At 66.7% G+C, this 23,956-nt stretch carries 23 protein-coding genes; 8 read left to right on the top strand and 15 right to left on the bottom strand.

What is annotated here, in order from left to right:
* Positions 1–22: 22 nt before the first annotated feature.
* Positions 23–2,332, bottom strand: a complete 2,310-nt coding sequence (gene recG, locus RO07_RS04605) for an ATP-dependent DNA helicase RecG (RefSeq protein WP_039408451.1) — start codon at positions 2,330–2,332, stop codon at positions 23–25.
* A 202-nt stretch (positions 2,333–2,534) separates the two neighbouring features.
* Here recG and queA point away from each other — a divergent pair, with 202 nt between their 5' ends.
* The 6 genes from queA to RO07_RS04575 all read left to right on the top strand — a co-directional run bounded on the left by queA (position 2,535) and on the right by RO07_RS04575 (position 9,300).
* Positions 2,535–3,617, top strand: coding sequence for a tRNA preQ1(34) S-adenosylmethionine ribosyltransferase-isomerase QueA (gene queA, locus RO07_RS04600; RefSeq protein WP_039408448.1), 1,083 nt, complete (start codon positions 2,535–2,537; stop codon positions 3,615–3,617).
* 174 nt (positions 3,618–3,791) lie between these two features.
* Positions 3,792–4,922, top strand: coding sequence for a tRNA guanosine(34) transglycosylase Tgt (tgt, locus tag RO07_RS04595; protein ID WP_039408446.1), 1,131 nt, complete (start codon positions 3,792–3,794; stop codon positions 4,920–4,922).
* Positions 4,923–5,161: 239 nt separating this feature from the next.
* Positions 5,162–5,428, top strand: a complete 267-nt coding sequence (gene yajC / locus RO07_RS04590; RefSeq protein ID WP_237171437.1) for a preprotein translocase subunit YajC — start codon at positions 5,162–5,164, stop codon at positions 5,426–5,428.
* 134 nt (positions 5,429–5,562) lie between these two features.
* Positions 5,563–7,455, top strand: a complete 1,893-nt coding sequence (secD, locus tag RO07_RS04585) for a protein translocase subunit SecD (RefSeq protein ID WP_039408440.1) — start codon at positions 5,563–5,565, stop codon at positions 7,453–7,455.
* A 24-nt stretch (positions 7,456–7,479) separates the two neighbouring features.
* Positions 7,480–8,457, top strand: coding sequence for a protein translocase subunit SecF (secF, locus tag RO07_RS04580; protein WP_039408438.1), 978 nt, complete (start codon positions 7,480–7,482; stop codon positions 8,455–8,457).
* 156 nt (positions 8,458–8,613) lie between these two features.
* Complete coding sequence (locus tag RO07_RS04575) at positions 8,614–9,300, top strand: cytochrome b/b6 domain-containing protein (RefSeq protein ID WP_039408435.1); 687 nt, start codon at positions 8,614–8,616, stop codon at positions 9,298–9,300.
* 100 nt (positions 9,301–9,400) lie between these two features.
* On the opposite strand, the gene RO07_RS04570 is transcribed toward RO07_RS04575, so the two are convergent.
* Complete coding sequence (locus RO07_RS04570) at positions 9,401–9,850, bottom strand: c-type cytochrome (RefSeq protein WP_039408431.1); 450 nt, start codon at positions 9,848–9,850, stop codon at positions 9,401–9,403.
* A gap of 157 nt (positions 9,851–10,007) precedes the next feature.
* Entirely contained in the window at positions 10,008–11,381 is a 1,374-nt protein-coding gene (gene purB / locus RO07_RS04565; RefSeq protein ID WP_039408429.1) for an adenylosuccinate lyase, read from the bottom strand.
* A 262-nt stretch (positions 11,382–11,643) separates the two neighbouring features.
* Here purB and RO07_RS04560 point away from each other — a divergent pair, with 262 nt between their 5' ends.
* Positions 11,644–12,255, top strand: coding sequence for a glutathione S-transferase family protein (locus RO07_RS04560; protein ID WP_039408426.1), 612 nt, complete (start codon positions 11,644–11,646; stop codon positions 12,253–12,255).
* A gap of 67 nt (positions 12,256–12,322) precedes the next feature.
* Here RO07_RS04560 and RO07_RS04555 read toward each other — a convergent pair whose 3' ends face one another.
* The 12 genes from RO07_RS04555 to RO07_RS04500 all read right to left on the bottom strand — a co-directional run bounded on the left by RO07_RS04555 (position 12,323) and on the right by RO07_RS04500 (position 23,172).
* Positions 12,323–13,273, bottom strand: coding sequence for a lytic transglycosylase domain-containing protein (locus RO07_RS04555; protein ID WP_052267016.1), 951 nt, complete (start codon positions 13,271–13,273; stop codon positions 12,323–12,325).
* Positions 13,270–14,427, bottom strand: coding sequence for an EscU/YscU/HrcU family type III secretion system export apparatus switch protein (locus RO07_RS04550; RefSeq protein ID WP_039408424.1), 1,158 nt, complete (start codon positions 14,425–14,427; stop codon positions 13,270–13,272). Before RO07_RS04550 ends, RO07_RS04555 begins: the two co-directional genes overlap by 4 nt.
* Positions 14,428–14,434: 7 nt before the next feature.
* A complete protein-coding gene (gene sctT, locus RO07_RS04545) occupies positions 14,435–15,277 on the bottom strand; it encodes a type III secretion system export apparatus subunit SctT (RefSeq protein WP_072636954.1) in 843 nt (280 codons plus the stop codon).
* Positions 15,278–15,282: 5 nt separating this feature from the next.
* Complete coding sequence (gene sctS, locus RO07_RS04540) at positions 15,283–15,549, bottom strand: type III secretion system export apparatus subunit SctS (protein WP_039408421.1); 267 nt, start codon at positions 15,547–15,549, stop codon at positions 15,283–15,285.
* A 19-nt stretch (positions 15,550–15,568) separates the two neighbouring features.
* Entirely contained in the window at positions 15,569–16,219 is a 651-nt protein-coding gene (gene sctR / locus RO07_RS04535) for a type III secretion system export apparatus subunit SctR (protein ID WP_039408419.1), read from the bottom strand.
* Between the two features lie 231 nt (positions 16,220–16,450).
* The gene (locus RO07_RS04530) at positions 16,451–17,611 is read right to left on the bottom strand and encodes a hypothetical protein (RefSeq protein WP_039408416.1); all 1,161 of its coding nucleotides are present in this window, start codon (positions 17,609–17,611) and stop codon (positions 16,451–16,453) included.
* On the bottom strand, positions 17,601–18,047 hold the full coding sequence (locus tag RO07_RS04525; protein ID WP_052267015.1) for a hypothetical protein: 447 nt from the start codon (positions 18,045–18,047) through the stop codon (positions 17,601–17,603). The genes RO07_RS04530 and RO07_RS04525 overlap by 11 nt, the downstream gene beginning before the upstream one ends.
* 67 nt (positions 18,048–18,114) lie before the next feature.
* Entirely contained in the window at positions 18,115–18,501 is a 387-nt protein-coding gene (locus RO07_RS04520) for a hypothetical protein (RefSeq protein WP_052267014.1), read from the bottom strand.
* On the bottom strand, positions 18,498–19,880 hold the full coding sequence (locus tag RO07_RS04515; RefSeq protein ID WP_039408412.1) for a FliI/YscN family ATPase: 1,383 nt from the start codon (positions 19,878–19,880) through the stop codon (positions 18,498–18,500). Before RO07_RS04515 ends, RO07_RS04520 begins: the two co-directional genes overlap by 4 nt.
* Positions 19,880–21,955, bottom strand: coding sequence for a type III secretion system export apparatus subunit SctV (gene sctV / locus RO07_RS04510; RefSeq protein WP_039408410.1), 2,076 nt, complete (start codon positions 21,953–21,955; stop codon positions 19,880–19,882). The genes RO07_RS04515 and sctV overlap by 1 nt, the downstream gene beginning before the upstream one ends.
* Positions 21,952–22,350 carry a hypothetical protein gene (locus tag RO07_RS04505; RefSeq protein ID WP_039408407.1) on the bottom strand — a complete coding sequence of 133 codons (399 nt, stop codon included), beginning with the start codon at positions 22,348–22,350 and terminating at the stop codon, positions 21,952–21,954. Before RO07_RS04505 ends, sctV begins: the two co-directional genes overlap by 4 nt.
* Positions 22,351–22,503: 153 nt before the next feature.
* The gene (locus RO07_RS04500) at positions 22,504–23,172 is read right to left on the bottom strand and encodes a two component system response regulator (protein ID WP_039408405.1); all 669 of its coding nucleotides are present in this window, start codon (positions 23,170–23,172) and stop codon (positions 22,504–22,506) included.
* Positions 23,173–23,463: 291 nt separating this feature from the next.
* Here RO07_RS04500 and RO07_RS04495 point away from each other — a divergent pair, with 291 nt between their 5' ends.
* Positions 23,464–23,955, top strand: coding sequence for a hypothetical protein (locus RO07_RS04495; RefSeq protein WP_039408402.1), 492 nt, complete (start codon positions 23,464–23,466; stop codon positions 23,953–23,955).
* The last annotated feature ends 1 nt before the right edge of the window (position 23,956 follow it).

Here is a 23,956-nt window from a genome sequence, read left to right as displayed (position 1 = left end):
GCGGACCTCGCGCCGGCTCGGCTCATGCCTTCAGATAATCCTCCCGAGCGCCGAGCCAGCGTTCCAGATGCGCGGCCACGGCGGCGGGATGCGACTTCAGCAACACGTCGGCCGCTTCCTGCGCACCAGGGATCAGCCAGCCGTCCTCATTCAGATCGACGAAGCGCAGCATGGCCGCGCCCGACTGCCGCGCGCCGAGAAACTCGCCCGGTCCACGAATCTCCAGATCGCGTCGTGCGATGACGAAACCGTCGGTGGTCTCGCGCATCGTCTGCAGGCGTGCCTTCGCGCCCATCGACAGCGGCGACGCATACATCAGCAGACAGACGGATTCGGCCGAGCCGCGCCCCACGCGTCCGCGCAGTTGATGCAACTGCGCCAGCCCGAAACGCTCGGCGTGCTCGATGACCATCAGCGAGGCATTGGGCACGTCCACGCCCACTTCGATCACCGTCGTCGCCACCAGAAGGTGCGTGTCGCCGCGCGTGAAGTCGTCCATCACGGCGGCCTTTTCCGCGGGCGAAAGACGCCCGTGCACGAGGCCCACGCGCAACTCCGGCAACGCCGCGACCAGTTGTGCGTGCGTGTCGACCGCCGTCTGCAGTTGCAGCGCCTCGCTCTCTTCGATGAGCGGACAGACCCAGTACACTTGGCGTCCCGCGAGCGCCGCCGCGCGCACGCGGTCGATCACTTCGGGGCGGCGCGTATCGCTCACGAGCTTGGTGACGACCGGGCTGCGGCCCGGCGGCAGTTCGTCGATCACGGACACGTCCAGATCGGCATAGTAGGTCATGGCAAGCGTGCGCGGAATCGGCGTGGCGCTCATCATCAATTGATGCGGCATGGCGTTCTCGCCCATGCCCGCCGTCCGCATCTTGCTGCGCAGCGCGAGACGCTGCGCCACGCCGAAACGATGCTGCTCGTCGACGACGGCCATGCCCAGCCGGGCGAACGCGACCGTGTCCTGGATGATGGCGTGCGTGCCGATGACGAGTTGCGCCTCGCCACTCGCGACGCGCGCCAGCGCCTCCCGCTTTTCCTTCGCCTTCATGCTGCCCGCAAGCCAGGCCACTTCCACGCCGAGCGGCGCGAGCCATGCGGAGAGTTTGCGCAGATGCTGTTCGGCGAGGATTTCGGTCGGCGCCATGATCGCCGCCTGATAACCTGCGTCGATGGCCTGCGCGGCCGCAAGCGCGGCGATGATCGTCTTGCCGCTACCCACGTCGCCCTGCAGCAGACGCTGCATCGGGTGCGGCTGCGCCAGATCGGCGCGGATCTCCGCCCACACGCGCTGCTGCGCACCGGTCAGGCGGAACGGCAGCGCCGCCTCGAAGCGCGCCAGCAAGCCCCCGGCGACACGCGTGCCGAGCGCCGGTGCCGCCAGACGCCGGCGCGCCGCCTGCGCCCGCTTGAGCGACAGTTGCTGCGCGAGCAGTTCCTCGCACTTGATGCGCAGCCATGCCGGGTGCGAGCGCTCGACGAGCGCCGTCTCCGATACGTTGGGTGGCGGTGCGTGCAGCAGGCGCACGGCGTCTGCGAGCGCGGGCAACGGGTGATCCGGGCCGATGGCGTGCTGCAGCAGTCCCGGCGGCAGGAGTTCGGGCAGCGGCGTGCGTTCCATCGCGTTGTGAATGGCCTTGCGCAAGTAGGCTTGCGACAGGCCTGCCGCACTCGGATAGACGGGCGTGAGCGATTCGGGCAACGGGGCGGCGGCGTCCTGCACGACGCGATAGGCGGGATGCACCATCTCCAGCCCGAAGAAGCCGCCGCGCACTTCGCCGCGCACCCGCACGCGCGTGCCGACGGCGAGCTGCTTCTGCTGGCTGCCATAGAAATTCAGAAACCGGAGCACCAGCTCGTGGCCTTCGTCGGCAATGCGCACCACCCACTGGCGGCGCGGCCGGTATGCCACTTCGCTCGACGTGACGACACCCTCGACCTGAGCCATCTCGCTCGGCAGCACCTCGCCGATCTTGCGCAGCGTGGTCTCGTCCTCGTAGCGCATCGGCAGATGCAGGATCAGGTCGATGTCGCGCTTCAGGCCGAGCTTGGCAAGCTTGTCGGCGCTGCCCGAGCCGGTCTTGCGCGCGGGCTCCTTGGCTGCGTTGGCGGCTTTGGTGGCCTTGTCGGTCTTGTCGGCGTTATCCATCTTGTCGGCGGATTTGCCGGATTTCGCCGACGCCGACGACTTCGCCGGCGCAGCCCCTCGGGCGGCGCGCTTCGCAGCCGGACGCGACGAAGCGTCCACCTGCGCCCCGGCGGCATCGGCTGGATCCACGAGATCGGCGGGCTCATTGTCACGCGCGTTGGCGGGCATTCTGCGTTCGGTCATGCAGTCGCGGGTCGGGGTCGTCCGCACCGAAGCGCGCGCCGTGCCGGCAGGCCTTCGGACGAACCAAGTAAAATGTCGGTCTTTGGTCCTGCTCACCCTCATCCCGGGGACGTGGAAGGGAGCGCGTCCCGCCGGCCGTCCGGCCAGACACGTTCACGAGCCCGGTATCCCGGTGAACAGACCCTGTGCATTGTAAACGCTGATGTATACCCTTTCCGATTTCGATTTCGACCTGCCGCCCGAGCTCATCGCGCAGACGGCGCTCGCCGAGCGCACCGCCAGTCGCCTGCTGGAAGTCGATGGCCGCGTCACGCCGCCGCACCTCTACGACCGGCATTTCGCCGACCTCCCCGGCCTGCTCGCCCCCGGCGACCTGCTCGTGTTCAACGACACGCGCGTCATCAAGGCGCGTCTGTTCGGCCAGAAGGCGAGCGGCGGCAAGATCGAAGTCCTCATCGAGCGCGTGATCGACAACCGCACCGCCCTCGCCCAGATCCGCGCCAGCAAGAGTCCCGCGCCGGGCACGGTGCTGCGCCTGGCCGACGCGTTCGAGGTCACGGTCGGCGAACGCGTCGAGCCGTTCTACACGCTCCACTTTCCCGACGACTGCTATACGCTGCTCGAGACCTACGGCCGACTGCCGTTGCCGCCTTACATCACGCACGACGCCGACGCCGGCGACGAGACGCGTTACCAGACCGTCTACGCCCGCCATCCGGGCGCGGTCGCGGCGCCGACGGCCGGCCTGCACTTCGACGACGCCCTCTTCGCCCGGCTCGACGCGCTGGGCGTCGAGCGAGCCACGCTGACGCTGCACGTGGGCGCAGGCACGTTCCAGCCGGTGCGCGTGGAGAACATCGGCGAGCACAAGATGCACGCGGAGTGGTACGAGATCACGCCATCGCTGGTCAACGCCATTGCCGCCGCGCGCGCCCGTGGCGGGCGTGTGATCGCGGTAGGCACCACGTCGATGCGCGCGCTGGAATCCGGCGCCCAGGCGGCGTTGGCGGCGGGCGCCGCCCCCGGCTCGCTGCGTGCGGGCAGCGCCGAGACGGACATCTTCATCACGCCGGGCTACCGCTTCCAGCTCGTCGATCGGCTCATCACCAACTTCCACCTGCCCAAGTCGACGCTGCTCATGCTCGTCTCGGCCTTCTCCGGCATGGAGACGATTCGCGCGGCATACCGGCACGCGATCGAGCAGCGGTATCGCTTCTTCAGCTACGGCGACGCGATGATCCTCTCGCGCGAAGCGGTTCGCCACGCGACGAAGACCGCCGCCTGAGACTGCCGGCGGACATGGCGCACCGGCGAGGGCGCCTGTGGGACGGCCCGCAAGACTTGACGGGACTTACCGGTACAATAGCGCCCTGACCGCGCATGGGGCGCGGCCGCTCATTTTTTGACGTCCCGTGCGGGCGCTGGCTTGTTTTGCCGGTGGTGCCGGGGCGCACGACACATGCTCAAGTTCGAACTCATCACCACCGACGGGCAAGCCCGCCGGGGGCGCGTCACGCTCAACCATGGCGTGGTCGAGACGCCCATCTTCATGCCCGTGGGCACCTACGGCTCGGTCAAGGCAATGTCGCCCGCCGAGCTCGTCGAGAACAACGCCCAGATCATCCTCGGCAATACCTTTCACCTGTGGCTGCGCCCGGGGCTCGAGACAATTGCCGCCCACGGCGGCCTGCACCGCTTCATGGGCTGGGATCGCCCGATCCTCACCGATTCCGGCGGTTTTCAGGTGTTCAGCCTGGGCGATCTGCGCAAAATCAGCGAAGAAGGCGTGAAGTTCGCCTCGCCCGTCAACGGCGACCGGCTTTTCCTCTCGCCGGAAATCTCGATGCAGATCCAGCGCGTGCTCAATTCGGACATCGTCATGCAGTTCGACGAATGCACGCCATACGAAATCGACGGCCGTCCGGCCACGGAGGTCGAGGCCGGCCAGTCGATGCGCATGTCGCTGCGCTGGGCCAAGCGCTCCATCGATGAGTTCAATCGCCTGGAGAATCCGAACGCGCTGTTCGGCATCGTGCAGGGCGGCATGTACGAGCACCTGCGCGACGAGTCGCTCGCGGGCCTGTCGGAACTGGACTTCCACGGCTATGCGATCGGCGGACTGTCGGTCGGCGAACCGAAGGAAGACATGATGCGTGTGCTCGAGCACGTGGCGCCGCGCCTGCCGGCGAACAAGCCGCACTACCTGATGGGCGTGGGCACGCCGGAAGACCTCGTGGCCGGGGTGGCCGCCGGCGTCGACATGTTCGACTGCGTGATGCCCACGCGCAATGCGCGCAACGGCTGGCTGTTCACGCGTTTCGGCGATCTGAAGATCCGCAACGCGTCGCACAAGAGCGATACCCGCCCGCTGGACGAAACTTGCGGCTGTTACACCTGTCGAAACTTCTCGCGCGCCTATCTGCACCACTTGCAGCGAGCCGGGGAGATTCTGGGCGCGCGGCTCAACACCATCCACAACCTGCATTACTATCTGACGCTGATGCAGGAAATCCGGGATGCCATCGAAGCGCACCGTTTCGACGCGTTCGTCGCCCAGTTCCGCGCCGAGCGAGCGCGCGGGGTGCAGTGACGGCCGGAGTCCCGGACGCGGGCGCCGACGACATGGATTCCTCCCGGGGAACGGGGTCGGGCGGTGGTAAAATGCCGGGCTTGGATCGTGCGTCCTCGCACCGAAACAACATGCCGCGCGTGACCGGGCAACCGGTCGCATGCGGCTTTTACTCGTCTTACACATAAGGAGAACCGAACGTGCTGATTTCCGAAGCCTTCGCTCAGACGGCTGGCGCCGCCAGCCCGACCAGCAACCTGATGAGCTTCCTGCCGCTCGTGCTGATGTTCGTGGTGCTGTACTTCATCATGATCCGTCCGCAGATGAAGCGCCAGAAAGAGACCCGCAACATGCTGGCCGCGCTCGCCAAGGGTGACGAAGTCGTGACCTCGGGAGGCCTGGCCGGTCGCATCTCGAAGGTCGGCGAGACCTTCGTGACCGTGGAGATCGCGGACAACGTCGAGATCAACGTGCAAAAGGGTGCCATCACGACCCTGCTGCCGAAGGGCACCCTCAAGGCGCTCTGATCCACGCACAACCGCACGCGGCCGCCCTCAAAGGCGGCCGCAGTGCATGGCGATGCCGGTCCTCGCGTCCGGCGCCGCCATGCAAGCCGGTCTGCAGCACGGTTTGCCACGAGGCATCACCCTAGCCCGCCGCTATGAATCGCTATCCTCTCTGGAAATACATCCTCATTCTGGTGGCGCTCGCCATCGGGGTGCTCTATACACTGCCGAACCTCTTTGGTGAGACGCCGGCGGTACAGATTTCCAGCGTCAAGGCGACCGTCAAGGTCGATCCTTCGACGCTCTCGCGCGCCGAAGACGCGCTCAAGTCCCAGAACATCGCTTACCAGGGCGCCGTGTTCGACAGCACGGGCAATAACCCGAGCGTACGCATTCGCTTTGCCGACACCGACACGCAACTGCGCGCCAAGGACCTGCTCCAGACGTCGCTGAACACCGATCCGAGCGACCCGACCTACGTCGTCGCGCTGAACCTGCTCTCGGCCTCGCCGGATTGGCTCGGCAAGATTCACGCGCTGCCGATGTACCTCGGTCTCGACCTGCGCGGCGGTGTGCACTTCCTGCTGCAAGTCGACATGGCCGGCGCCATCACGAAGCGCCTGGATGCGGCTGCCGCCGACGCCCGTACGCTGCTGCGCGACAAGAACATCCGCCACAACGGTGTGACGCGCACGGACAACGGCATCGAAGTCGCCTTCTCCAGCCAGGAAGACGCCGAGCGCGCCCGTGGCGCGCTCGCCGACGGTCTGCCTGATCTGTCGTACACCACCCAGGCGGGTGCGAACGGCACATTCAAGGTCGTGGGCGCGTTCACCGATGCGGCCCGCCGCGCGGTGCAGGACAACGCCGTCAAGCAGAACATCGTCACGCTGCACAACCGCGTGAACGAACTGGGCGTGGCCGAACCGGTGATCCAGCAGGAAGGTCCGGACCGCATCGTGGTGCAGTTGCCGGGCGTGCAGGACACCGCCAAGGCGAAGGACATCATCGGCCGCACGGCAACGCTCGAAGCGCGTCTGGCGGACCCGGATGCGCCGCGCCTCGTGTCGGCCGATACGCCGGTGCCCCCGCAGGACGAACTGTTCCTGCACGGCAACGGTGCGCCGGTGCTGCTCAAGCGTCAGGTCATCTTCAGCGGCGATCGCATCACCAGCGCCGCCGCGGGCTTCGACGACCACCAGCAGCCGTCGGTCAACATCAAGCTCGACGCCGCGGGCGGGCGCGTGCTGCGCGACGTCTCGCGCGACAACATCGGCAAGCCGATGGCCATCGTGCTGTTCGAGAAGGGCAAGGGCGAAGTGCTGACGGTGGCGAACATCCGCAGCGAACTCGGCCAGAGCTTCCAGATCACCGGCATGGGCTCGGCGCAAGCCGCCAACGATCTGGCGCTGCTGCTGCGCGCCGGCTCGCTCGCCGCGCCGATGGAAATCATCGAGGAACGCACGATCGGCCCGAGCCTCGGCGCGGACAACGTGCAAAAGGGGGTGGACTCGGTGCTGTACGGCCTGATCGCCATCGCCGTCTTCATGATGCTGTACTACATGCTGTTCGGCGTGTTCTCGGTGATCGCCCTGCTGTTCAACCTGCTGCTGCTCGTGGCCGTGCTCTCGATGATGCAGGCCACGCTCACGCTGCCGGGTATCGCCGCTATCGCGCTCACGCTCGGTATGGCCATCGACGCGAACGTGCTGATCAACGAACGTATCCGTGAGGAATTGCGCGCGGGCGCGTCGGCCCAGAAGGCGATTTCGCTGGGCTTCGAACACGCCTGGGCCACGATTCTGGACTCGAACGTGACCACGCTCATCGCGGGTCTGGCGCTGCTGGCGTTCGGTTCGGGCCCGGTGCGCGCGTTTGCCGTGGTGCACTGCCTGGGTATCCTGACCTCGATGTTCTCGGCCGTGTTCTTCTCGCGCGGTCTGGTCAACCTGTGGTACGGCAGCCGTCGCAAGCTCAAGACGCTGGCGATCGGTCAGGTCTGGCGCCCGGACGGTGCCGCGAACGCACCCGACGCGGGCGAGCAATAACCGCAGGCGCGAGAGGAAACAGTCATGGAATTTTTCCGTATCAAGAAAGACGTGCCGTTCATGCGGCACGCCCTCATCTTCAACATCGTCTCGGCGCTCACGTTCGTGGCGGCGGTGTTCTTCCTGCTCACCCGGGGCCTGCACCTGTCGATCGAGTTCACCGGCGGTACGGTCATGGAAGTGGCCTACACGCAGGCGGCCGATCTCGAGAAGATCCGCGGCGAAGTCGGCAAGCTCGGCTATCGCGATGTGCAGGTGCAGAGCTTCGGCACTTCGCGCGACGTGATGATCCGCCTGCCCATCCAGAACGGCCCGGACGGCAAGCAGATCACCAGCGCGCAGCAAAGCGACGCCGTGATGACCGTGCTCAAGGCCGACGCCCCGGACGTGTCGCTGCGTCGCGTGGAATTCGTCGGTCCGCAGATCGGGCATGAGTTGTTCACCGACGGCTTGCTGGCGCTTACGTTCGTCGTGGTCGGCATCATCATCTACCTGTCGTTCCGCTTCGAATGGAAGTTCGCCGTCGCCGGCGTGATCGCCAACCTGCACGACGTGGTGATCATTCTCGGCTTCTTCGCCTATTTCCAATGGGAGTTCTCGCTGGCGGTGCTCGCGGGGGTGCTGGCGGTGCTCGGCTACTCCGTGAACGAATCGGTCGTGATCTTCGACCGGATTCGCGAGACCTTCCGCAAGATGCGCAAGGCGACCGTGCAGGAAGTGATCGACCACGCCATCACCACGACCATGTCGCGTACGATCATCACGCACGCGAGCACGGAAATGATGGTGCTGTCGATGTTCTTCTTCGGCGGCCAGACGCTACACTACTTCGCGCTGGCCCTGACGGTGGGTATTCTGTTCGGTATCTACTCGTCCGTGTTCGTCGCTGCCGCGCTCGCCATGTGGTTCGGCGTGAAGCGCGAAGATCTGATCAAGCACGGCAACAAGGACGGCGAGGAAGGGGTCGATCGCAACGATCCGAACTTCGGCGCACGCGTCTGACGGCGCGCAGCCCACGTCCCCAAAACCGCCGGCGCGTCCGGCGGTTTTTTTTCATCCGTGTACTCGCTGATCCGATGCGCATCGGCGCCTGGCGCGTGCACGCCTGCCGGGCTTGCGGTAATCTCCCGGAATTCGACCATTCCAACACGTCTTGCCATGAAGCCGATCCGCATCTGGGACCTGCCCACCCGTCTGTTCCACTGGGCGTTCGTCGTGATCGCCGTCGCGGCCTACGTGACGGCCAAGACCGGCGGCAACGCGATGGTCTATCACTTCTGGTGCGGCTACGCGATCCTCGCGCTACTGATCTTTCGTGTGGTATGGGGCATTGCCGGCCCGCGCTACGCGCGCTTCAGCGCCTTTCTCACCGGGCCGCTCGCGTTCGTTCGCTCGTTGCGCGACGCTTCGGCCACGGAGGCACGTTTTGCCGGACACACGCCGCTGGGCGGGCTGTCGGTCATCGCCATGCTGCTCTTCTTCGGCATTCAGGCCGGCCTGGGTCTGTTCTCGAACGATGACATCTTCAACGACGGGCCGCTCGTCAAGTTCATCGACAAGGATCTGAGCGACATGCTCACTGGTTGGCATCAGCGCAATCAATGGGTGCTCGTGGCGCTCGTGGTGCTGCACGTGCTGGCGATCGTCTATTACCGCGTGGCCCGGAAGAAGGATCTGCTCACGCCGATGATCGGGGGCGACAAGCGACTCGCGACGCCCGCGCATCCGGCCCGCGACGACTGGCGGGTGCGCGCCGGCGCGCTGGTGCTGATCGTGCTGGCTTCGGTGCTCGTGTACCAGATCGTCCACCTGAGCCCGGCGGTCGCGTCGCTTCCGTCCTACTGACATCGTACCGACGTCGCGCGGATGCGGCGTCCAGCATGCAAAAAGCCGGTCGCGTTGATGAACGCAACCGGCTTTTTTTGTTTTCCCGAGGCGGGACGATTTACTTCGCGCGGAAGCTGTCGTGGCAGCTCTTGCAGGTCTGCGCGGCTTCGCCGAAGGCCGTCTTGATCGAGGCGAGGTCGCCGCCCTTGGCCGCGGTGTTGAGCTTCGCGACCGCCGTTTCCATCTTCTCGGCCGCTTGCTGGAACTTCGCCTTGTCGGAGAAGGTTTCCGGCTTGGCCTTGCTCCTTGCCGTCGTCTGACCGCCTTCGAAGGCCGGCCACGGCAGCTTCGAGAGGGTGGCGACGAGTTCCGCGTTCTTCGCTACGTCGTCCTTGTTGAACGGGACGTCGCCCTTGACCACGGCGCCGATGCGGCCGAAGTGGTTGCCGAGCAGGAACAGCGCCGACTGGCGGTACTCCACGGCGTCGTCAGGCTTGGCGAACTGGGCTTGTGCGAGGGCCGGCACGACGGCGGCGGCCAAGGCGGCTACGGCGAAAGTCAGCTTCATCGAGGGGATTCTCCTTATAGGTTGTGCGGCTATGATACACAGCAACCTGTCGATGCGTGTGACACGCCGCAGCCTATGCGGTCGTCAGGTTCGCCACCATGAAAAACGGGCCGCTGCTGCGGCCCGTTCCTTGTCCTGCCGGGACGACTGTCGTGCGTCAGACGCGCTTGGCAAGCGACTCGGCGATACCGACGTAGTTCGCCGGCGTCATTTCCAGCAAACGCGCCTTCGCGTCTTCCGGAATGGCCAGTTGCTTGATGAAGGCCTGCAGCGCTTCGCGGGTAATGCCCTTGCCGCGCGTGAGCTCCTTGAGCTGCTCGTACGGATTGGGCACGCCGAAGCGGCGCATCACGGTCTGCACCGGCTCGGCCAGCACTTCCCACGTGTTGTCGAGGTCTTCGTCCAGGCGCTGCGGGTTGACTTCGAGCTTGCCCAGACCGCGCAGGCACGAATCGTACGCGAGCAGGCTGTAGCCGAACGCCACACCGATGTTGCGCAGCACGGTCGAATCGGTCAGGTCGCGCTGCCAGCGCGAGACCGGCAGCTTGTCCGCCAGGTGACGCAGCACGGCGTTGGCCAGCCCCAGATTGCCTTCCGAATTTTCGAAGTCGATCGGGTTGACCTTGTGCGGCATGGTCGACGAACCGATCTCGCCGGCCTTCGTCTTCTGCTTGAAGTAGCCGACCGAGATGTAGCCCCAGATGTCGCGGTTCAGGTCGAGCAGGATCGTGTTGGCGCGGGCCACGGCGTCGAACAGCTCGGCCATGTAGTCGTGCGGCTCGATCTGGATGGTGTACGGGTTGAACGTCAGGCCCAGACGCTGCTCGATGACCGCCTTCGAGAACGATTCCCAGTCGTATTCCGGATAGGCCGAGAGGTGGGCGTTGTAGTTGCCGACGGCGCCGTTCATCTTGGCGAGCAACTCCACGCGGCGAACGCGCTCAAGCGCGCGGGCAAGACGCACGGCCACGTTGGCGAGTTCCTTGCCGAGCGTGGTCGGCGACGCGGGCTGGCCGTGCGTGCGCGAGAGCATCGGCTGAGCGGCGTGCTCGCGCGCCAGCTCACCGAGCTTGGCCACCAGCGATTCGAGCGCCGGCACGATCACCTTGTCGCGCGCGCCCTTGATCATCAGGCCGTGCGAGGTGTTGTTGATGTCTTCCGACGTGCAGGCGAAGTGGATGAATTCGCTCGCCTTCTCGAGTTCCTTGTGCCCCTGGACCTTTTCCTTGAGCCAGTACTCGACGGCCTTCACGTCGTGGTTGGTGACTTTCTCGATGTCCTTGATGCGCTGGGCGTCGGCGTTCGAGAAGTTGGCCGCCAGACCCAGCAGGAACGCCTCCGCATCGGCCGGGAACGGTGCGATCTCGGCAAAACCGGCCTTCGACAGGGCAATCAGCCAGTGGATTTCGACCGTCACGCGGTGACGCATGAATGCCGCCTCGGACAGCCACGGACGCAGGGCGTCGGTCTTGCTGGCATAACGGCCGTCGAGCGGGGAAAGCGCGGTCAATGGGGAGAATTCGTCGGACATGGCACTGGGCACCGAAAAAGAAAACCGGGGAGCGGGCGAGGCGCCAACTCGGAAAGGCCGTTATTTTACCATTCCCGGCTCCCGTGCATGGGGACGCAGGCCGGCCGCGGCGCCCGGGGCGATTTTTCGTGGCGCCCGTCCCGACTCCGCTCGCCGCCGCCCCTCCTCCGGGCTTTCCCTGTGCCTTGCACGGCGCCCCTCGGCACGCCCGACGTGCACGTTATACTCTCCCCCGCGCTACAGCGATTAATGAAGGAGACACATGAAGTTGATCGGTGCCCTCGCCAGTCCCTACGTTCGCAAAGTCCGCATCGTGCTGGCGGAAAAGAAACTCGACTACAAGCTCGAGCTGGAGAACGTATGGGGCGACGACAACCGCATCCAGGAATCCAATCCGCTGGGCAAGGTGCCCTGCCTGGTGATGGAAGATGGCGAAGCGGTGTTCGACTCGCGGGTGATTTGCGAGTATCTCGATACGCTTTCGCCCGTGGGCAAGCTACTCCCGCCGTCCGGTCGCGAACGCGCCGAAGTGCGCTGCTGGGAAGCGCTGGCCGACGGTCTGACGGATGCCGCCGTGCAGATCCGCGTCGAGACGATGTTCCATGACGAAGCGTCGCGCTCGCAGCGGCTCATCGACCGCCAGTTGCGCAAGATCACGGAAGGTCTGCGTGCCATGGAGCTCGGCCTGGACGAGCGTCAGTGGTGCGCAAGCAATCGCCTGACGCTGGCCGACGTGGCCGTGACATGCTCGCTCGGCTACCTCGACTTTCGTTTTTCGGAAATCGCGTGGCGCGAGGCGCATCCCAATCTGGCCCGTCACTTCGAACGCATGTCCGCACGTCAGTCCGTCGCGGACACCGTCCACACGGCCTGACGGCCGACGTCCGGGCGAGCGTCTTGCGGCTGCCCCGGCCGCCCACTCACCCTGACTCCTTAACGCCCTAACGCGACGGCATCACGACGGCGGGCCGATCGCGGCTGCCCGTTTGCGCCGACGGGCTGCGCGTCATCAATTCCCCCAGCCCACGCAGCAGACGCCAGGTGTCACCCACGCCCGCGTCCGCGACCGTGCGCGTCGAAGGCGCGGCGGAACGCCGTTCCTGAACCGCGACGCCGCCGCGAGCCTCGGGCAAGCCTCGTTCGAAAGACGCCGACGTCATCGCGACGCCTCCCGCCACGGCAGGCGCACCTGACACCTCACGCTTATGGGACGGCTCCGAGCGTGTCGCACCATCGCGACGTCCCCGGCCGGGCAACGCGCTCGTCTCGAGCAAGCGCGAATATCCGGCCATCACCTTGCGCACATAATTCTGCGTTTCCGGGAACGGAGGAATGCGACGGCCGTAGCGCAGCACCGCCCCCTCGCCGGCATTGTAGGCCGCGAGCGCCAGGGGCAGTTCGCCATCGAAGCGGGTAAGCAGCCACTGCAGATATGCCGCGCCGGCGCGCAGGTTCTCCGCCGGATCTTCGAGACGGCGCACACCGAATCGCGCGCCCGTGCGCGGCAGGACTTGCATCAGGCCGATCGCGCCGCGTGGGGATACGGCCCGCGGGTCGTAGCCCGACTCGGTTTCGATGACGGCGTGAAGCAGCGCCGCCTCCAGCGACGCCGTGCGCGCAGCGCGCTGGACGAGCGCATCGAACGGCGGCGCCCGCGGATCAGACTCGAAATCAGACTCGATAACAGCGTCGGCGGCGACCGGCGCCTGGCTCGTCAATCCCGGTCTTGCAAGAGGACGAAGCCCCGGCACGACCAGTTGTGCGTCGGCCACGCGAGGATGGCTCGGCAGAAGTCCCGGCGTCGACGCGATCGCGGGCAGCGACAGCCACTGAGCACCGAGGGCAAGCGCCCACGTCAGGGACAAACCGGCCTGTCGCAACGATGCGCTCATGCGGCACCTCCGCGCTTGTCCGTCCTCGGCGGGTGCGGTGCTTCGCCGTCGCCGCGACCGCGCGAGACATCATGCATGGCTTCCTGGGCGCCGTCATCGGCGACACCGTGCACTTCGTACGGAAGATCGAGCGCGAGGCGCAGAATCGCGGCCACGGCGTCGAACAGGTCGGGCGGGATCGGCGCATCGATCTCGACATGGTCCATCAACTGGCGGGCAACAGGGATGTGCTCGACCACCGGAACGCCTTCGCGCTGGGCGAGTTCGACGATGCGCCGTGCGCGCGCGTTGCGTCCCTTCTCGATCACGAGCGGCACCGCCGTCTCGCCGGGGACATAACGCAGACACACCGCGATACGCGTCGGGTTGCGCACGACCGCGGTGGAACGCTTGACGTTGTCCGACAAGCTGCCGCTCTCGATCGTCTCCCGGTGAATATCCCGACGCTTGTTCTTGATCTCACGATTGCCTTCGACTTCCTTGACCTCCCGCTTAATCTCCTCGTGAGACATCATCAACTGCTTGCGCAGCTGGTATTTCTGGTATGCGAAGTCGATCCCGCCGAAGACCACGTAGGCCACGACAAGCGCCGACATCAGCCAGAACAGCAGACGCACCGTCAGCGCCAGCCCGCACGGCGGTCCGCACATCGGCAACACCGCGAGCGACGGGGTGTACTGCCGGATCAGATAGAAGAACACCACGCCCAGCACCGCCACCTTCATGAGCGACTTGCCGAATTCGAACAGCGACTGCATCGAAAACAGCTGCTTCGCCTTGGCGACGGGATCGATGCGCTCGTACTTCGGCCGAAGGACCTCGGGAGCGACGAGAGCACCGATTTGCAGCACCACGATGAGCCACGTCGTGACGATCAGCAGCACCGCGAGCCCGCCGGCGAAGCGCACGAAAAGCAGCAACGACGGGACGAGCATGCCACGCACCGCGTCGTCGACCGGCTCGCGCAGCACGAGCAGCATGCGTGCGATGAGCGCCTCGAGCGCCGCATGGAGCGCGGGGCCTTCGAACACCAGCCACACGAGCACCACGCCGAGCTGCACGCACACCGTCAGATCGGCACTCTTCGCAACGCGTCCCTTCTTGCGCTCGTCGTCGATCTTCTTGGGCGTGGGCGGCTGGCTTTTCTCACTCATGCCCGCCTCACGATGCCGGCAACGCCAGCGTCTGCCACGCCCGGAACACCTCGGGCAGCCGGTACCAGCCGGCCAATGGCACGCCGATGGCGAACGGCAGGCTCGCGACCGTCACCAGCAGCGCCATGGCGCTCTTGACCGGCATCGCGAGAAAGAACACGTTGAGCTGCTGTGCGGCGCGGTTGATGAACCCCATCGATAGATCAACGAGCACCATCACGACGATTGCCGGCAAGGCGACCGCCAGACACATGACCTGCATCGCCTGCCACAGCGAAAGCAACCACGCCACGCTCTCGTCGTTCCAATGCCACGCCACGCCGACGGGCAGCGCGGCATACGAGTCATACAGCGCCGCGAGCAGGACATGCGCAGCCGGCGTGATGAAGAAGAGCACGCAGAGCATTTGCGTGAGGGCGATGCCGAAAACCGACGACTGCGCGCCCATCAGCGGATTGAGCACGCTCGCCATCGACGCGCCACGCAACGTGTCGATCACGTAGCCCGTCATGTCCATCGCCCAGAACGGCAGCGCGGCGGCGAACCCGAGCAGCCCGCCGAGGCTCAGTTCGCGCAGGATCAACGCGGCCCAGGCGGTCCATTGCGCAGGCATCTCGGGCGCGGCGTGGACCAGCGGCACCACGGGCAGCGCCAGCGCAAGCACCAGCGCATTGCGCAACAGCCCCGCGCCCAGCATGCCCACGGAGAAGACCGGCAGCAGCATGGCGACGCCCAGCGGCCGCAGCATCGCAACGCCCCAGGCAAGCAGCCAGCCGTGGAGGTCGGTCCAGATGGGAGAGCGCAGCGCGTCGGCGGCGGGATCGAGGCCGGAGAACAGGGTGTCAATCATGTCGCTCACCGCATCCGGCTGATCTGCTCGAACGCGCCGCCCGCATAGTTGAGCAGGACGTGTCCCATCCACGCGTAGGTCGCGGCCAGCGTGACGGATACGGCGATGAGCTTGATGAGAAACTGCACCGTCTGGTCCTGCACCTGCGTGAGCGCCTGCACGAGCGAGACGAGCACGCCGACGGCGGCGGCCACCACGACGGTGGGCAGCGACATCAGCAGCGTGAGCCAGAGCATTTCGCTGGTGAGCTTGACGACGATGGCTTCGCTCATGGACGCACTCCCGAAGCCATCATGCGTACGAGAGCATCAGTTGCCGCACCAATTGCTCCCAGCCGTTCATCATCACGAAGATCAACAGCTTGAACGGCAGTGCGATCGTCATCGGCGAGACCATCATCATGCCCATCGCAAGCAGGATGTTCGAGATCACCAGATCGATCACGACGAACGGCAGATACAGCAGCAGGCCGATCTTGAACGCCTCGGCCAACTGGCTCAGGGCGAACGCGGGCATCAGGACGAGCAAGGAGTCGGCGCCGAGGCGGTCGCGGTGGGCCTCGGGCCACGTCTCGCCGGCCAGGCCCGCGAAGAACTCACGCTGACGCACATCGGTGTGACGCAGCAGGAACGCGCGGTAGGGCGCGAGCACGGCGGCGTCGGCATCGGCGACGAAACTGGGGGAGGACATCGAAACGGGGCGGCGTCCGAGATTCGCCTCGATGTCGAAGGCGACGGGCGCCATGATGAAGCAGGTGAGCACGAGCGAAAGACCGTAGATGGCGATGTTCGGTGGAATCTGCTGCGTGCCGAGCGCATTGCGCAGCAACGCGAACACGACGGCCAGCTTCAGGAATGCAGTGCCCAGCACCACCAGCAGCGGCATGATCGATAGCAGCGAGAGCACAACGACAAGGTGCACCGGGTGGTCGAGCAGGGACATGCGAACTCCAATGAGCGTCGTGGGCGAATTGGCCGGCGAACGACGTCGACAAGAAGGCACAAGCGAGGGGCCTGCGAAGGAATGGGGAAATGTCGCACCGGCGGTGCGGCTGCGCGAGGCCCCAAGCGTCGAGTGATGGTAGGAATTCGCCGAATGCACGCCCATCCGGTGACCACCCGAGATCGACGGGAAGATCGACGGAAAGGCGGTGCTTTGCGCACAAGCATGGCCTCAGGCGTCGGCTTCGGTACCTGTGTCGGTGTCGCCGTCCGCCTCGACGTGCGAGTTGCCGCCGGTAGCGAGGTTGCCGCGGAATTCGCAGGGCGGGTCGCCGTGGTTGCCGAGTCCGCCGTCGATGCGCACGGCCAGCCGTCCATCGCCGAAGCGCAACAGACGGGCCGTGGTCCACGGTGCGCCATCCCGCGAGAGCACGACGTGTGCCGCCTGTGCCCCCGGTAACGCGCCGCCCCGGCAGGCAGGTGAGACGCCATCGACGCGGCCGGCGCGCCATGCCATCAGCAGCGGGACGGGAAACGGCCGCTCGGCGATGACGGCCGTCAGCCGCGTCATGGAAGGCCGGGACGCGGCGGCATCGAGCGTATTCCCATCGGCGCCGTCGAAGACCACGCCGCGGCCCGACGGCGCGGCATCGCGCAGGCCGATGGCGAAATCGTCGTCCAGCACCCATGACTCGCCGTCTTCGATCTCCGCGGCGACGTCGAGCAGCACGGCATCGCCGTCGCGCAACGCATCGCATTGCGAGCTCGGCAGCGTCGCCCATCCCGCCGCGAGCGCGCATCGACGCTGCGGCAGACCGGCCGGATCGAGCGGCGCATCGCTCTCCTGCGCCGCCAGACACCGCGTACGCAGCCACGACGTCGCCCCGTCGAGATAGGCCAACGCCAACCGACGACCCGCGCGCTCGAGCACCATCCCCGTGCGCCATGCCGTCGCGACGTGGCCCGGCGCGACGCTCGTCGCGCAAGGCCAGGCGGCGGGTGAGGCCGTTGCGTCGGCGAAGGGCACGTCGTCGTCGACAAAGTCGGCGGCAAGGGTCAGCGAGGTGGCGAGCGTCTGCCACTCGGGCGGCAGTGTGCCCTGCAGCGGCACCGGCAACAGTGGCGCAAGCCAATCGCGCCACTGTTGCGCGTCGCACCAGAAGCGCACCGCCCCCACGACGCCCTCGTCGACGCGAGCGGTCACGACGAGCCCGTCGCCGCCCGTGCGAAGCCAGCCGACGCGCACATCCATGCCCGGCGCCGCAAATGCCACGCAGCCCGACGCGCCGGTCAGCACATCGTCCAACGGACCCGACGCGGCGAGTTCGGTGGATTCAGCGTGTTCGGCGGATTCGGCGGACTCGGCGGACTCGGCGCGCGATTCACGGCACATACCGCGCCTCCACCTCGATCGTCACCGGCAATCCGAGACGCGACGTCAAGGCGCGCGAGAGTTGTCCGCGATGCGCGAGCAGCCGCCGGTACATCGCGAGCCGGATACAGATCAACGATACGGTGATGCCCTGCCGTCCGCGCCGGGCTTCGACGACCAGACCGTCGAGAGCACCGCCGTGCACGGCGACGCGCAACGAGCTTGCTCCGTCCCAGTTGGCGGACTGACGTGCGTGCCACACGCGCAGCCATCGCAGGACGTCGATGGGCCCGCTCACACGTACCACACGGTCACCCGTCAATGTGAACCTGCGCTCGTCGGACTCGTCGTGACGGCGCGAGCGTCGCGCCCCGGCGTCGTGGTGCGACGTCGCCGCGCCGCCGGACAGGCCGGCGAAGGCATCGGCGGATACAGCACTGCGTCGGACGGTACTCATCGTGTGCTCCTCAGGGTGACGAAAGGGTGCTGTGGCATCGCCGGCAGTGCAGACCGACGACGGGACATCAACGCAATTGCGCGAGCAACTCGCGCAATTTCTCCTGCTTGCGCGCGTTGGCATGCAGCCGTTCGCGCTGGCGACGCAGTTCGGCTTCGGTTTGCTGCAAATGCGAGTACGCCGCCTGCTGACGCGACAGGGCATCCGCGAGCGCCGCGCGCTCGCGCTCCACGGCGCGCGACGCCTGCACCACCTCTCGCCTCGCGTAGACGCCGTTGCATGCCAACGCGCGCTGCCAGGCGGCCCGCTGCCGCTCATGCTCGCGCTTGCACGAGGCAAGGGCGTCGCCGGCGGCGCGCGTTGCCACCGTCAGTCGCGCCAGCGCGGCGCGCAGCCCGGCCTCACGACGCGCCGCCAGGGCGGCCAGGGCAAGAACGCCGTTGCGATCGCTCATGCCGTCAATTGCGCAAGCCACTCACGCGTGTCGTCGAAGGGCGCCACTTCGGATTGCGGCTGGCACAGGAACGCACGGATGTCCGCGGAGCGCGCGAGCGCATCGTCCGTCTCCAGGTCGTTCCCCGTTTGATACTCGCCCACTCGCACGAGCAGTTCGACGTCGGCCGCGAGCGCCAACGCGCGCCGGACCCGCGCGGCGCACTCGACGTGTGTGGGGTCCGCGATCTGCGCCATCACGCGCGACAGACTCTTCGACACATCGATGGCCGGGTAGTGGTTCTCCTGCGCGAGACGCCGCGACAGGACGATGTGGCCGTCGACGATCGAACGCACCTCGTCGGCCAGCGGCTCGTCGAGGTTGTCGCCCTCGACCAGCACCGTGTAGAACGCGGTGATGCTGCCGAGGGTACCGGTGCCCGCGCGCTCGAGCAGCCGGGGCAGCCGGGCGTAGAAACTGGGCGGCAGCCCGCTGGTGGCCCCGAGCGGCTCCCCCGCCGCCATGCCGATATCGCGAACGGCGCGACCGAAGCGGGTGAGCGAATCCATCAGCAGCAGCACGTCCTTGCCTTCGTCGCGGAACGCTTCCGCGATTGCCGTCGCCGTATAGGCGGCCTTCATGCGCTCCAGCGCGGGCCGATCCGAGGTCGCAACGACACACACGGTGCGCGCCCTCGCCTCGGCAGTGAGCGACTGCTCGAGAAATTCCCGCACCTCGCGACCGCGCTCGCCGATCAGCGCGAGCACGATCACGTCGGCCCGCGCGCCCTGGCACATCATGGCGAGCAAGGTGCTCTTGCCGCCGCCCGCCGCGGCGAAGATGCCGAGCCGCTGGCCCTTGCCGCAGGTCAACATGCCGTCGATGGCGCGCACGCCGATGGGCAGCGGCGTGGTGACGAGCGCACGCGCCATGGCCGGCGGCGGCGGCGCGTCGAGTGAGCGCCATTCGACCTCCGGCGCACCGGCGCCGTCGCCATGCTTCCCACCGTCGCGCGAGACTTCCGGCATAAGCGGCCTGCCGAGACCGTCGAGCACGGCGCCGATCAGATGCGCGCCGACGGCCACTCGCGAGGACGTGCCCTGCGCCAACACCAGCGCGCCGCTGGCCACGCCGTTCGGCTCCGCGTACGGTGCGAGCCATACATGCCGGCCCTCCACGGCGATGACTTCGGCGTCGAGCGCGGGCGAGATCACGCGGCACTGCTCGCCGAGCGCCGCACCGGGCAGACGCGCCCGCATCGCGTTCGGCGTGATCTTGTCGATGCGTCCGTAGCGTGCGGGCTGCGCCGACGCGCGCCGCCAGGCTTCGCATGCGCTCCGTCGGGCGTCCAGTGCCCGACCGAGCGCGTGGGCGATGCGGGCTCCGTCGAGACTGCGCATCAGCGGGCGCCTTGCAGATCGATGGTGCCGAGCACGCGCAGATGCGGCTCGTCGGCCACCTCCTGAAACGACAGCACCGGCAGATCGGCGCGTTCGCGCTCGATCATCTTGCGCAGGAAGCGGCGCACATCCATGGCGGTGAACAGCACGGCGGGCGTGCCGTCGTGGGCGAGCCACGCCGCATCGATGGCATCGAGGATGGCGTCGGTCTGCGCGGGATCGAGATCGGCATACGAACCCGACGACGTCTGCCGCACCGCCGCGCGCACCGTGTCCTCGATGCCGCGCCCCACGTTCCATCCGGCGATGTGCGCCATGCCCCGCCGAAAGCGCCGCGTGATGTGGCGACGCAGGCTGAGGCGCACGTGCTCGGTCAGCATGATCTGATCGCGCTCCTTGGGCGCCCATTCGATCAGCGCTTCGAAGACGCGTCGCAAGTCCCGAATCGATACGCCTTCCGCCACCAGCCGCTGAAGCACTTCCGCCGTCCGGCTGATCGGAAGCTGCCGCTGGAGCTCCTTGACGAGCTCGCCGTAGCGATCCTCCATCGCGTCCATCAGGAAACGCGCCTCCTGTACGCCGAGAAAATCGGCGGCATGCGCGTCGATGACCAGCGAGACGCAATGGGCGACGCGCTCCGCGCCGTCGACGATCGTCCCACCGCCCTCGCGCCATTCGGCCGTTTGCGCGCCGTCGAGCCAGAACAGGGTCTGTCCGCCAAAGGGGAGCGGCGTCTCTCGCGGCGCTCCGGCCGCGAGCGCACGCAACGCCGGCACGGGATGTGCCGCATCGTGAAGCGCCAGCGTGTCGAGCGGCGCGACGTCGATCGACATCACGCTCTCGTGGTACAGCGCAATGTCCAACCGGTTGCCGATCAACGTCTTGTCGATGACGACCTGCGCCTGCGGCATCGGCACACCGAACTGCTCGAACTTCCGGTCGCGCAGCGCGTCCACGCACGCCGAGAGCGCGGCGGCTCCACCGGATGCCTGCGCGAGTGCTTCGCTCACGCGCGCCTGCAACGGCTGCGCCCCCGGACGTCCCGCGTCGGCCTTGGCCTTGTCGCTCGTCGCCTCCGCCGCATCGTCGGTCCCGCGTCCGTCGCGCGTGAGCCGCACGACCCACCATGCCGCGCCGCCCGTCAGCGCGCCGAGCAGGACGAAATAGTGCATCGGAAAGCCGGGAATCAACCCGAAGAGCACCAGCACGACGGCGGCAAGCATGAGCGAGCGCGGCTGCGCGGCCAGTTGATCGGACAGTTCGCGTGCCAGATTGCGACGCTGTTCGCCCGGCACGCGTGTCACGATGATGCCGGCGGTCACCGAGATAAGCAGCGCGGGGATCTGCGACACGAGACCGTCGCCGATCGAGAGAATCGCGTAGATCGCGGCGGCGTCGCCCGCGCTCATGCCTCGCATGAAGACCCCCACGCCGATGCCGCCGAGCAGGTTCACCACGATGATGACCAGCCCGGCGATCGCATCGCCCTTGACGAACTTCATCGCCCCGTCCATCGCACCGTAGAACTGGCTCTCCTTTTGCACCACGCGCCGCAACCGCTTGGCCTCCGCCGCGTCGATCGTGCCCGCGCGCAGGTCGCCGTCGATGCTCATCTGCTTGCCCGGCATGCCGTCGAGCGAGAAGCGCGCACCGACCTCCGCCACGCGCTCGGAGCCTTTGGTGATGACGATGAAGTTCACGACGGTGATGATGAGAAACACGATCATGCCCACGACGATGTTGCCGCCCGCCGCGAAGTCGCCGAACGTGTAGACGATATCGCCCGCGTCGGCGCGCAGGAGAATCAACCGGCTGGTGCTGATGGTGAGCCCGAGCCGGAACAGCGTGGTCATCAGCAGAACGGAAGGAAACGCCGAGAAGTCGAGCGGCTCGTTGATATAGAGCGCGACCATCAGCAACAACAGCGACACTCCGAGATTGAGCGCGATGAGCAGATCCATCACCGACGGCGGCATCGGGATGATGATCATCAGCACCGTCACGAGCAACAGCGACGCCAGCACGATGTCCTGGCGCCCGGCGGCGATGCGCAACCACGTCAGCAAGCGGGTCACGGCAGCATCTCCGGCGTTTCGCGCTGCCGCTGCGCGTCGATGTTCTCGAGCAGACGGCGCATGCGTGTCACGCACCCCAGCCACTCGTTCGCCTGGGCATTGCCGCTCGTCGGCGGTGTCGCGATCAACATGGGACGCCCCTGCGCAATGCAGGCCCGCACCGGAATGCCGAGACTCCACTCCGGCACGCTGACCTGCAGCAAGTAAGGCAGCAGGCGATGGGCGCGAGGGCCGGGTTGTTTCAGCGTCATGACGAGCGCCACGCCTTGGGTCTCGACTTCGGTCATCAGAACGCACGCGCCGAGGGCGAATTGCATGCGCGGCGTCACCCTCTGTACGGGCAGCGCCAGCAGTTCGAAGAGCTGTTCGAGGTTGCGTTGCGTCTGGGTGTCCATCGACGGTCGACACGTCGGCCTGGACCGACGGTGCGTGAGAGGAAGCGAAAAGTAGCGGAGATGTTCTCGCACGAACCGGCTCGACGCCTATCCGGCGCGGACCTGAGTTTTCGCCAGCGGATTACGTAGGCCCCGCCGGTCGCGGTGGGCGCGCTACATCATCATGCCGAGGCGGTGCGCCCAGTTCACGACGTCCGCCACGTTGTGCGCGTCGAGCTTGCGCATCATGTTCAGGCGGTGCGTCTCCACCGTCTTCACGCTGATCGACAGCACTTGTGCAATGTCCCGATTGCGCTGGCCCTCGGCCACGAGCTTGAGCACCTGGCGCTCGCGCAGGGTCAGCCACTGCTCGGGGGTCTCGACATCGTGCGCGTGAGGCGTACGAAGCGCATGCGGCGCCCGGACCATCTTGAGCGCGTTGCCGAAGATCGCCGGGTCGACGAAGCGATGGCCGCGCATGACCTGATACACGGCATGGATCAGTGTTCGGCTCGGACTGCTCTTGAGCACGAACGCGCGGGCGCCGGCGTCGAGCGCCTGGCGCGCACGTTCGCTGTCGTCGCTGGCGGAATTCACGAGAATGCGCAGGTCCGGCCAGCGCTGCACGCACTGACGGATCACATCGATGCCGTCCATGCCGGGCAAGCCGAGATCGAGCAACATCACCGCGGGGCGATGCACGTGGCAGGCTCGATATACCTCGATACCGTTGGCAACTCTGGCCAGTACCCGCCAGCCGAGATCGCGTTCGACCAGACGGCACAGACCGTCCGCCAGCAGTTCGTGGTCCTCCACAACGATGACACCGATGCACCCCGTCATTCGTATCTCCTCGATAGTTAATCGTTCAAATCCATAGGGATTTTTGATCGCCCTCTTTCGACTCTTGCCACTCGCCGCCGATTCTTGTGCCTTCGCCCTATGCCCGACGTGGGAAAACCCGGCAAAGTCACTTCGCGCGTCGCCACATCAGGTCTGTGCCCGATGGCGCTACCCAGAGTGCGCCGGATAATGACTGTCTTCACCGCGCAAGCCCGTCGACCCGTCGGCGCCGGCAATTTTCGATAGCGCACGTTCCGCCCCGGTGCTGCGCACCGCCTCCTTCCGATACTTATGCGTTTGCCATTCGCGCTTGCCGCACTCGACTGGATTTCCCCGCGACACGTACAAGGCGCTCGCATTGCGCTCGACCTCGACGGCCACCCTGGCTGGACGTGTCGCGCAGGCGACGGCTTCTGCGTGGCGACGGCGGTGCCATGGCCGCGCGAACCCGACACCATCGGCACGCTTTCGGCAGGCCCCCAGGCGCTCGACTCGGCGCTGTGCGACGACACGCCGCTCTCCCGTTGGTTGATGCACCTCGCGCTCGTGCTCGCCGCCTCGCCGGAATTGCGCGACGACAGCCTGTGCCTCGCGCGCGACACCGTCTGGTGGCTGCATCGATTCGACGCGACGGCCCCCGTCGCCCGCGTGGAAGCGCAGCTTCGCCGTCAGTTGCTGGCTTGCACGATGGTCGCTTCGCGAGGTGCACGCCCGGCGGCGCGGAGCGCGGCGTCGCTTCGCATCCACGGCAGTACGCGACTGCCGGATATGCGGCGTTGCTGAT

Source organism: Pandoraea pulmonicola (assembly GCF_000815105.2).
Lineage (GTDB): Bacteria > Pseudomonadota > Gammaproteobacteria > Burkholderiales > Burkholderiaceae > Pandoraea > Pandoraea pulmonicola.
The sequence above is the reverse complement of the archived record's forward strand: the minus strand, read 5'-3'. Positions and strand labels throughout refer to the sequence as shown.

Coding starts and splice junctions, on each gene's coding strand:
- yajC (WP_237171437.1), top strand. CDS start 5,162: ATGAGCTTCCTGCCGCTCGTGCTGATGTTCGTGGTGCTGTACTTCATC.
- recG (WP_039408451.1), bottom strand. CDS start 2,332: ATGACCGAACGCAGAATGCCCGCCAACGCGCGTGACAATGAGCCCGCC.
- purB (WP_039408429.1), bottom strand. CDS start 11,381: ATGTCCGACGAATTCTCCCCATTGACCGCGCTTTCCCCGCTCGACGGC.
- queA (WP_039408448.1), top strand. CDS start 2,535: ATGTATACCCTTTCCGATTTCGATTTCGACCTGCCGCCCGAGCTCATC.
- RO07_RS04575 (WP_039408435.1), top strand. CDS start 8,614: ATGAAGCCGATCCGCATCTGGGACCTGCCCACCCGTCTGTTCCACTGG.
- RO07_RS04530 (WP_039408416.1), bottom strand. CDS start 17,611: ATGTGCCGTGAATCGCGCGCCGAGTCCGCCGAGTCCGCCGAATCCGCC.
- sctR (WP_039408419.1), bottom strand. CDS start 16,219: ATGTCCCTGCTCGACCACCCGGTGCACCTTGTCGTTGTGCTCTCGCTG.
- RO07_RS04570 (WP_039408431.1), bottom strand. CDS start 9,850: ATGAAGCTGACTTTCGCCGTAGCCGCCTTGGCCGCCGCCGTCGTGCCG.
- RO07_RS04550 (WP_039408424.1), bottom strand. CDS start 14,427: ATGAGTGAGAAAAGCCAGCCGCCCACGCCCAAGAAGATCGACGACGAG.
- RO07_RS04515 (WP_039408412.1), bottom strand. CDS start 19,880: ATGCGCAGTCTCGACGGAGCCCGCATCGCCCACGCGCTCGGTCGGGCA.
- RO07_RS04505 (WP_039408407.1), bottom strand. CDS start 22,350: ATGGACACCCAGACGCAACGCAACCTCGAACAGCTCTTCGAACTGCTG.
- secD (WP_039408440.1), top strand. CDS start 5,563: ATGAATCGCTATCCTCTCTGGAAATACATCCTCATTCTGGTGGCGCTC.
- RO07_RS04495 (WP_039408402.1), top strand. CDS start 23,464: ATGCGTTTGCCATTCGCGCTTGCCGCACTCGACTGGATTTCCCCGCGA.
- sctS (WP_039408421.1), bottom strand. CDS start 15,549: ATGAGCGAAGCCATCGTCGTCAAGCTCACCAGCGAAATGCTCTGGCTC.
- sctT (WP_072636954.1), bottom strand. CDS start 15,277: ATGATTGACACCCTGTTCTCCGGCCTCGATCCCGCCGCCGACGCGCTG.
- tgt (WP_039408446.1), top strand. CDS start 3,792: ATGCTCAAGTTCGAACTCATCACCACCGACGGGCAAGCCCGCCGGGGG.
- RO07_RS04555 (WP_052267016.1), bottom strand. CDS start 13,273: ATGAGCGCATCGTTGCGACAGGCCGGTTTGTCCCTGACGTGGGCGCTT.
- RO07_RS04560 (WP_039408426.1), top strand. CDS start 11,644: ATGAAGTTGATCGGTGCCCTCGCCAGTCCCTACGTTCGCAAAGTCCGC.
- RO07_RS04520 (WP_052267014.1), bottom strand. CDS start 18,501: ATGAGCGATCGCAACGGCGTTCTTGCCCTGGCCGCCCTGGCGGCGCGT.
- secF (WP_039408438.1), top strand. CDS start 7,480: ATGGAATTTTTCCGTATCAAGAAAGACGTGCCGTTCATGCGGCACGCC.
- RO07_RS04525 (WP_052267015.1), bottom strand. CDS start 18,047: ATGAGTACCGTCCGACGCAGTGCTGTATCCGCCGATGCCTTCGCCGGC.
- RO07_RS04500 (WP_039408405.1), bottom strand. CDS start 23,172: ATGACGGGGTGCATCGGTGTCATCGTTGTGGAGGACCACGAACTGCTG.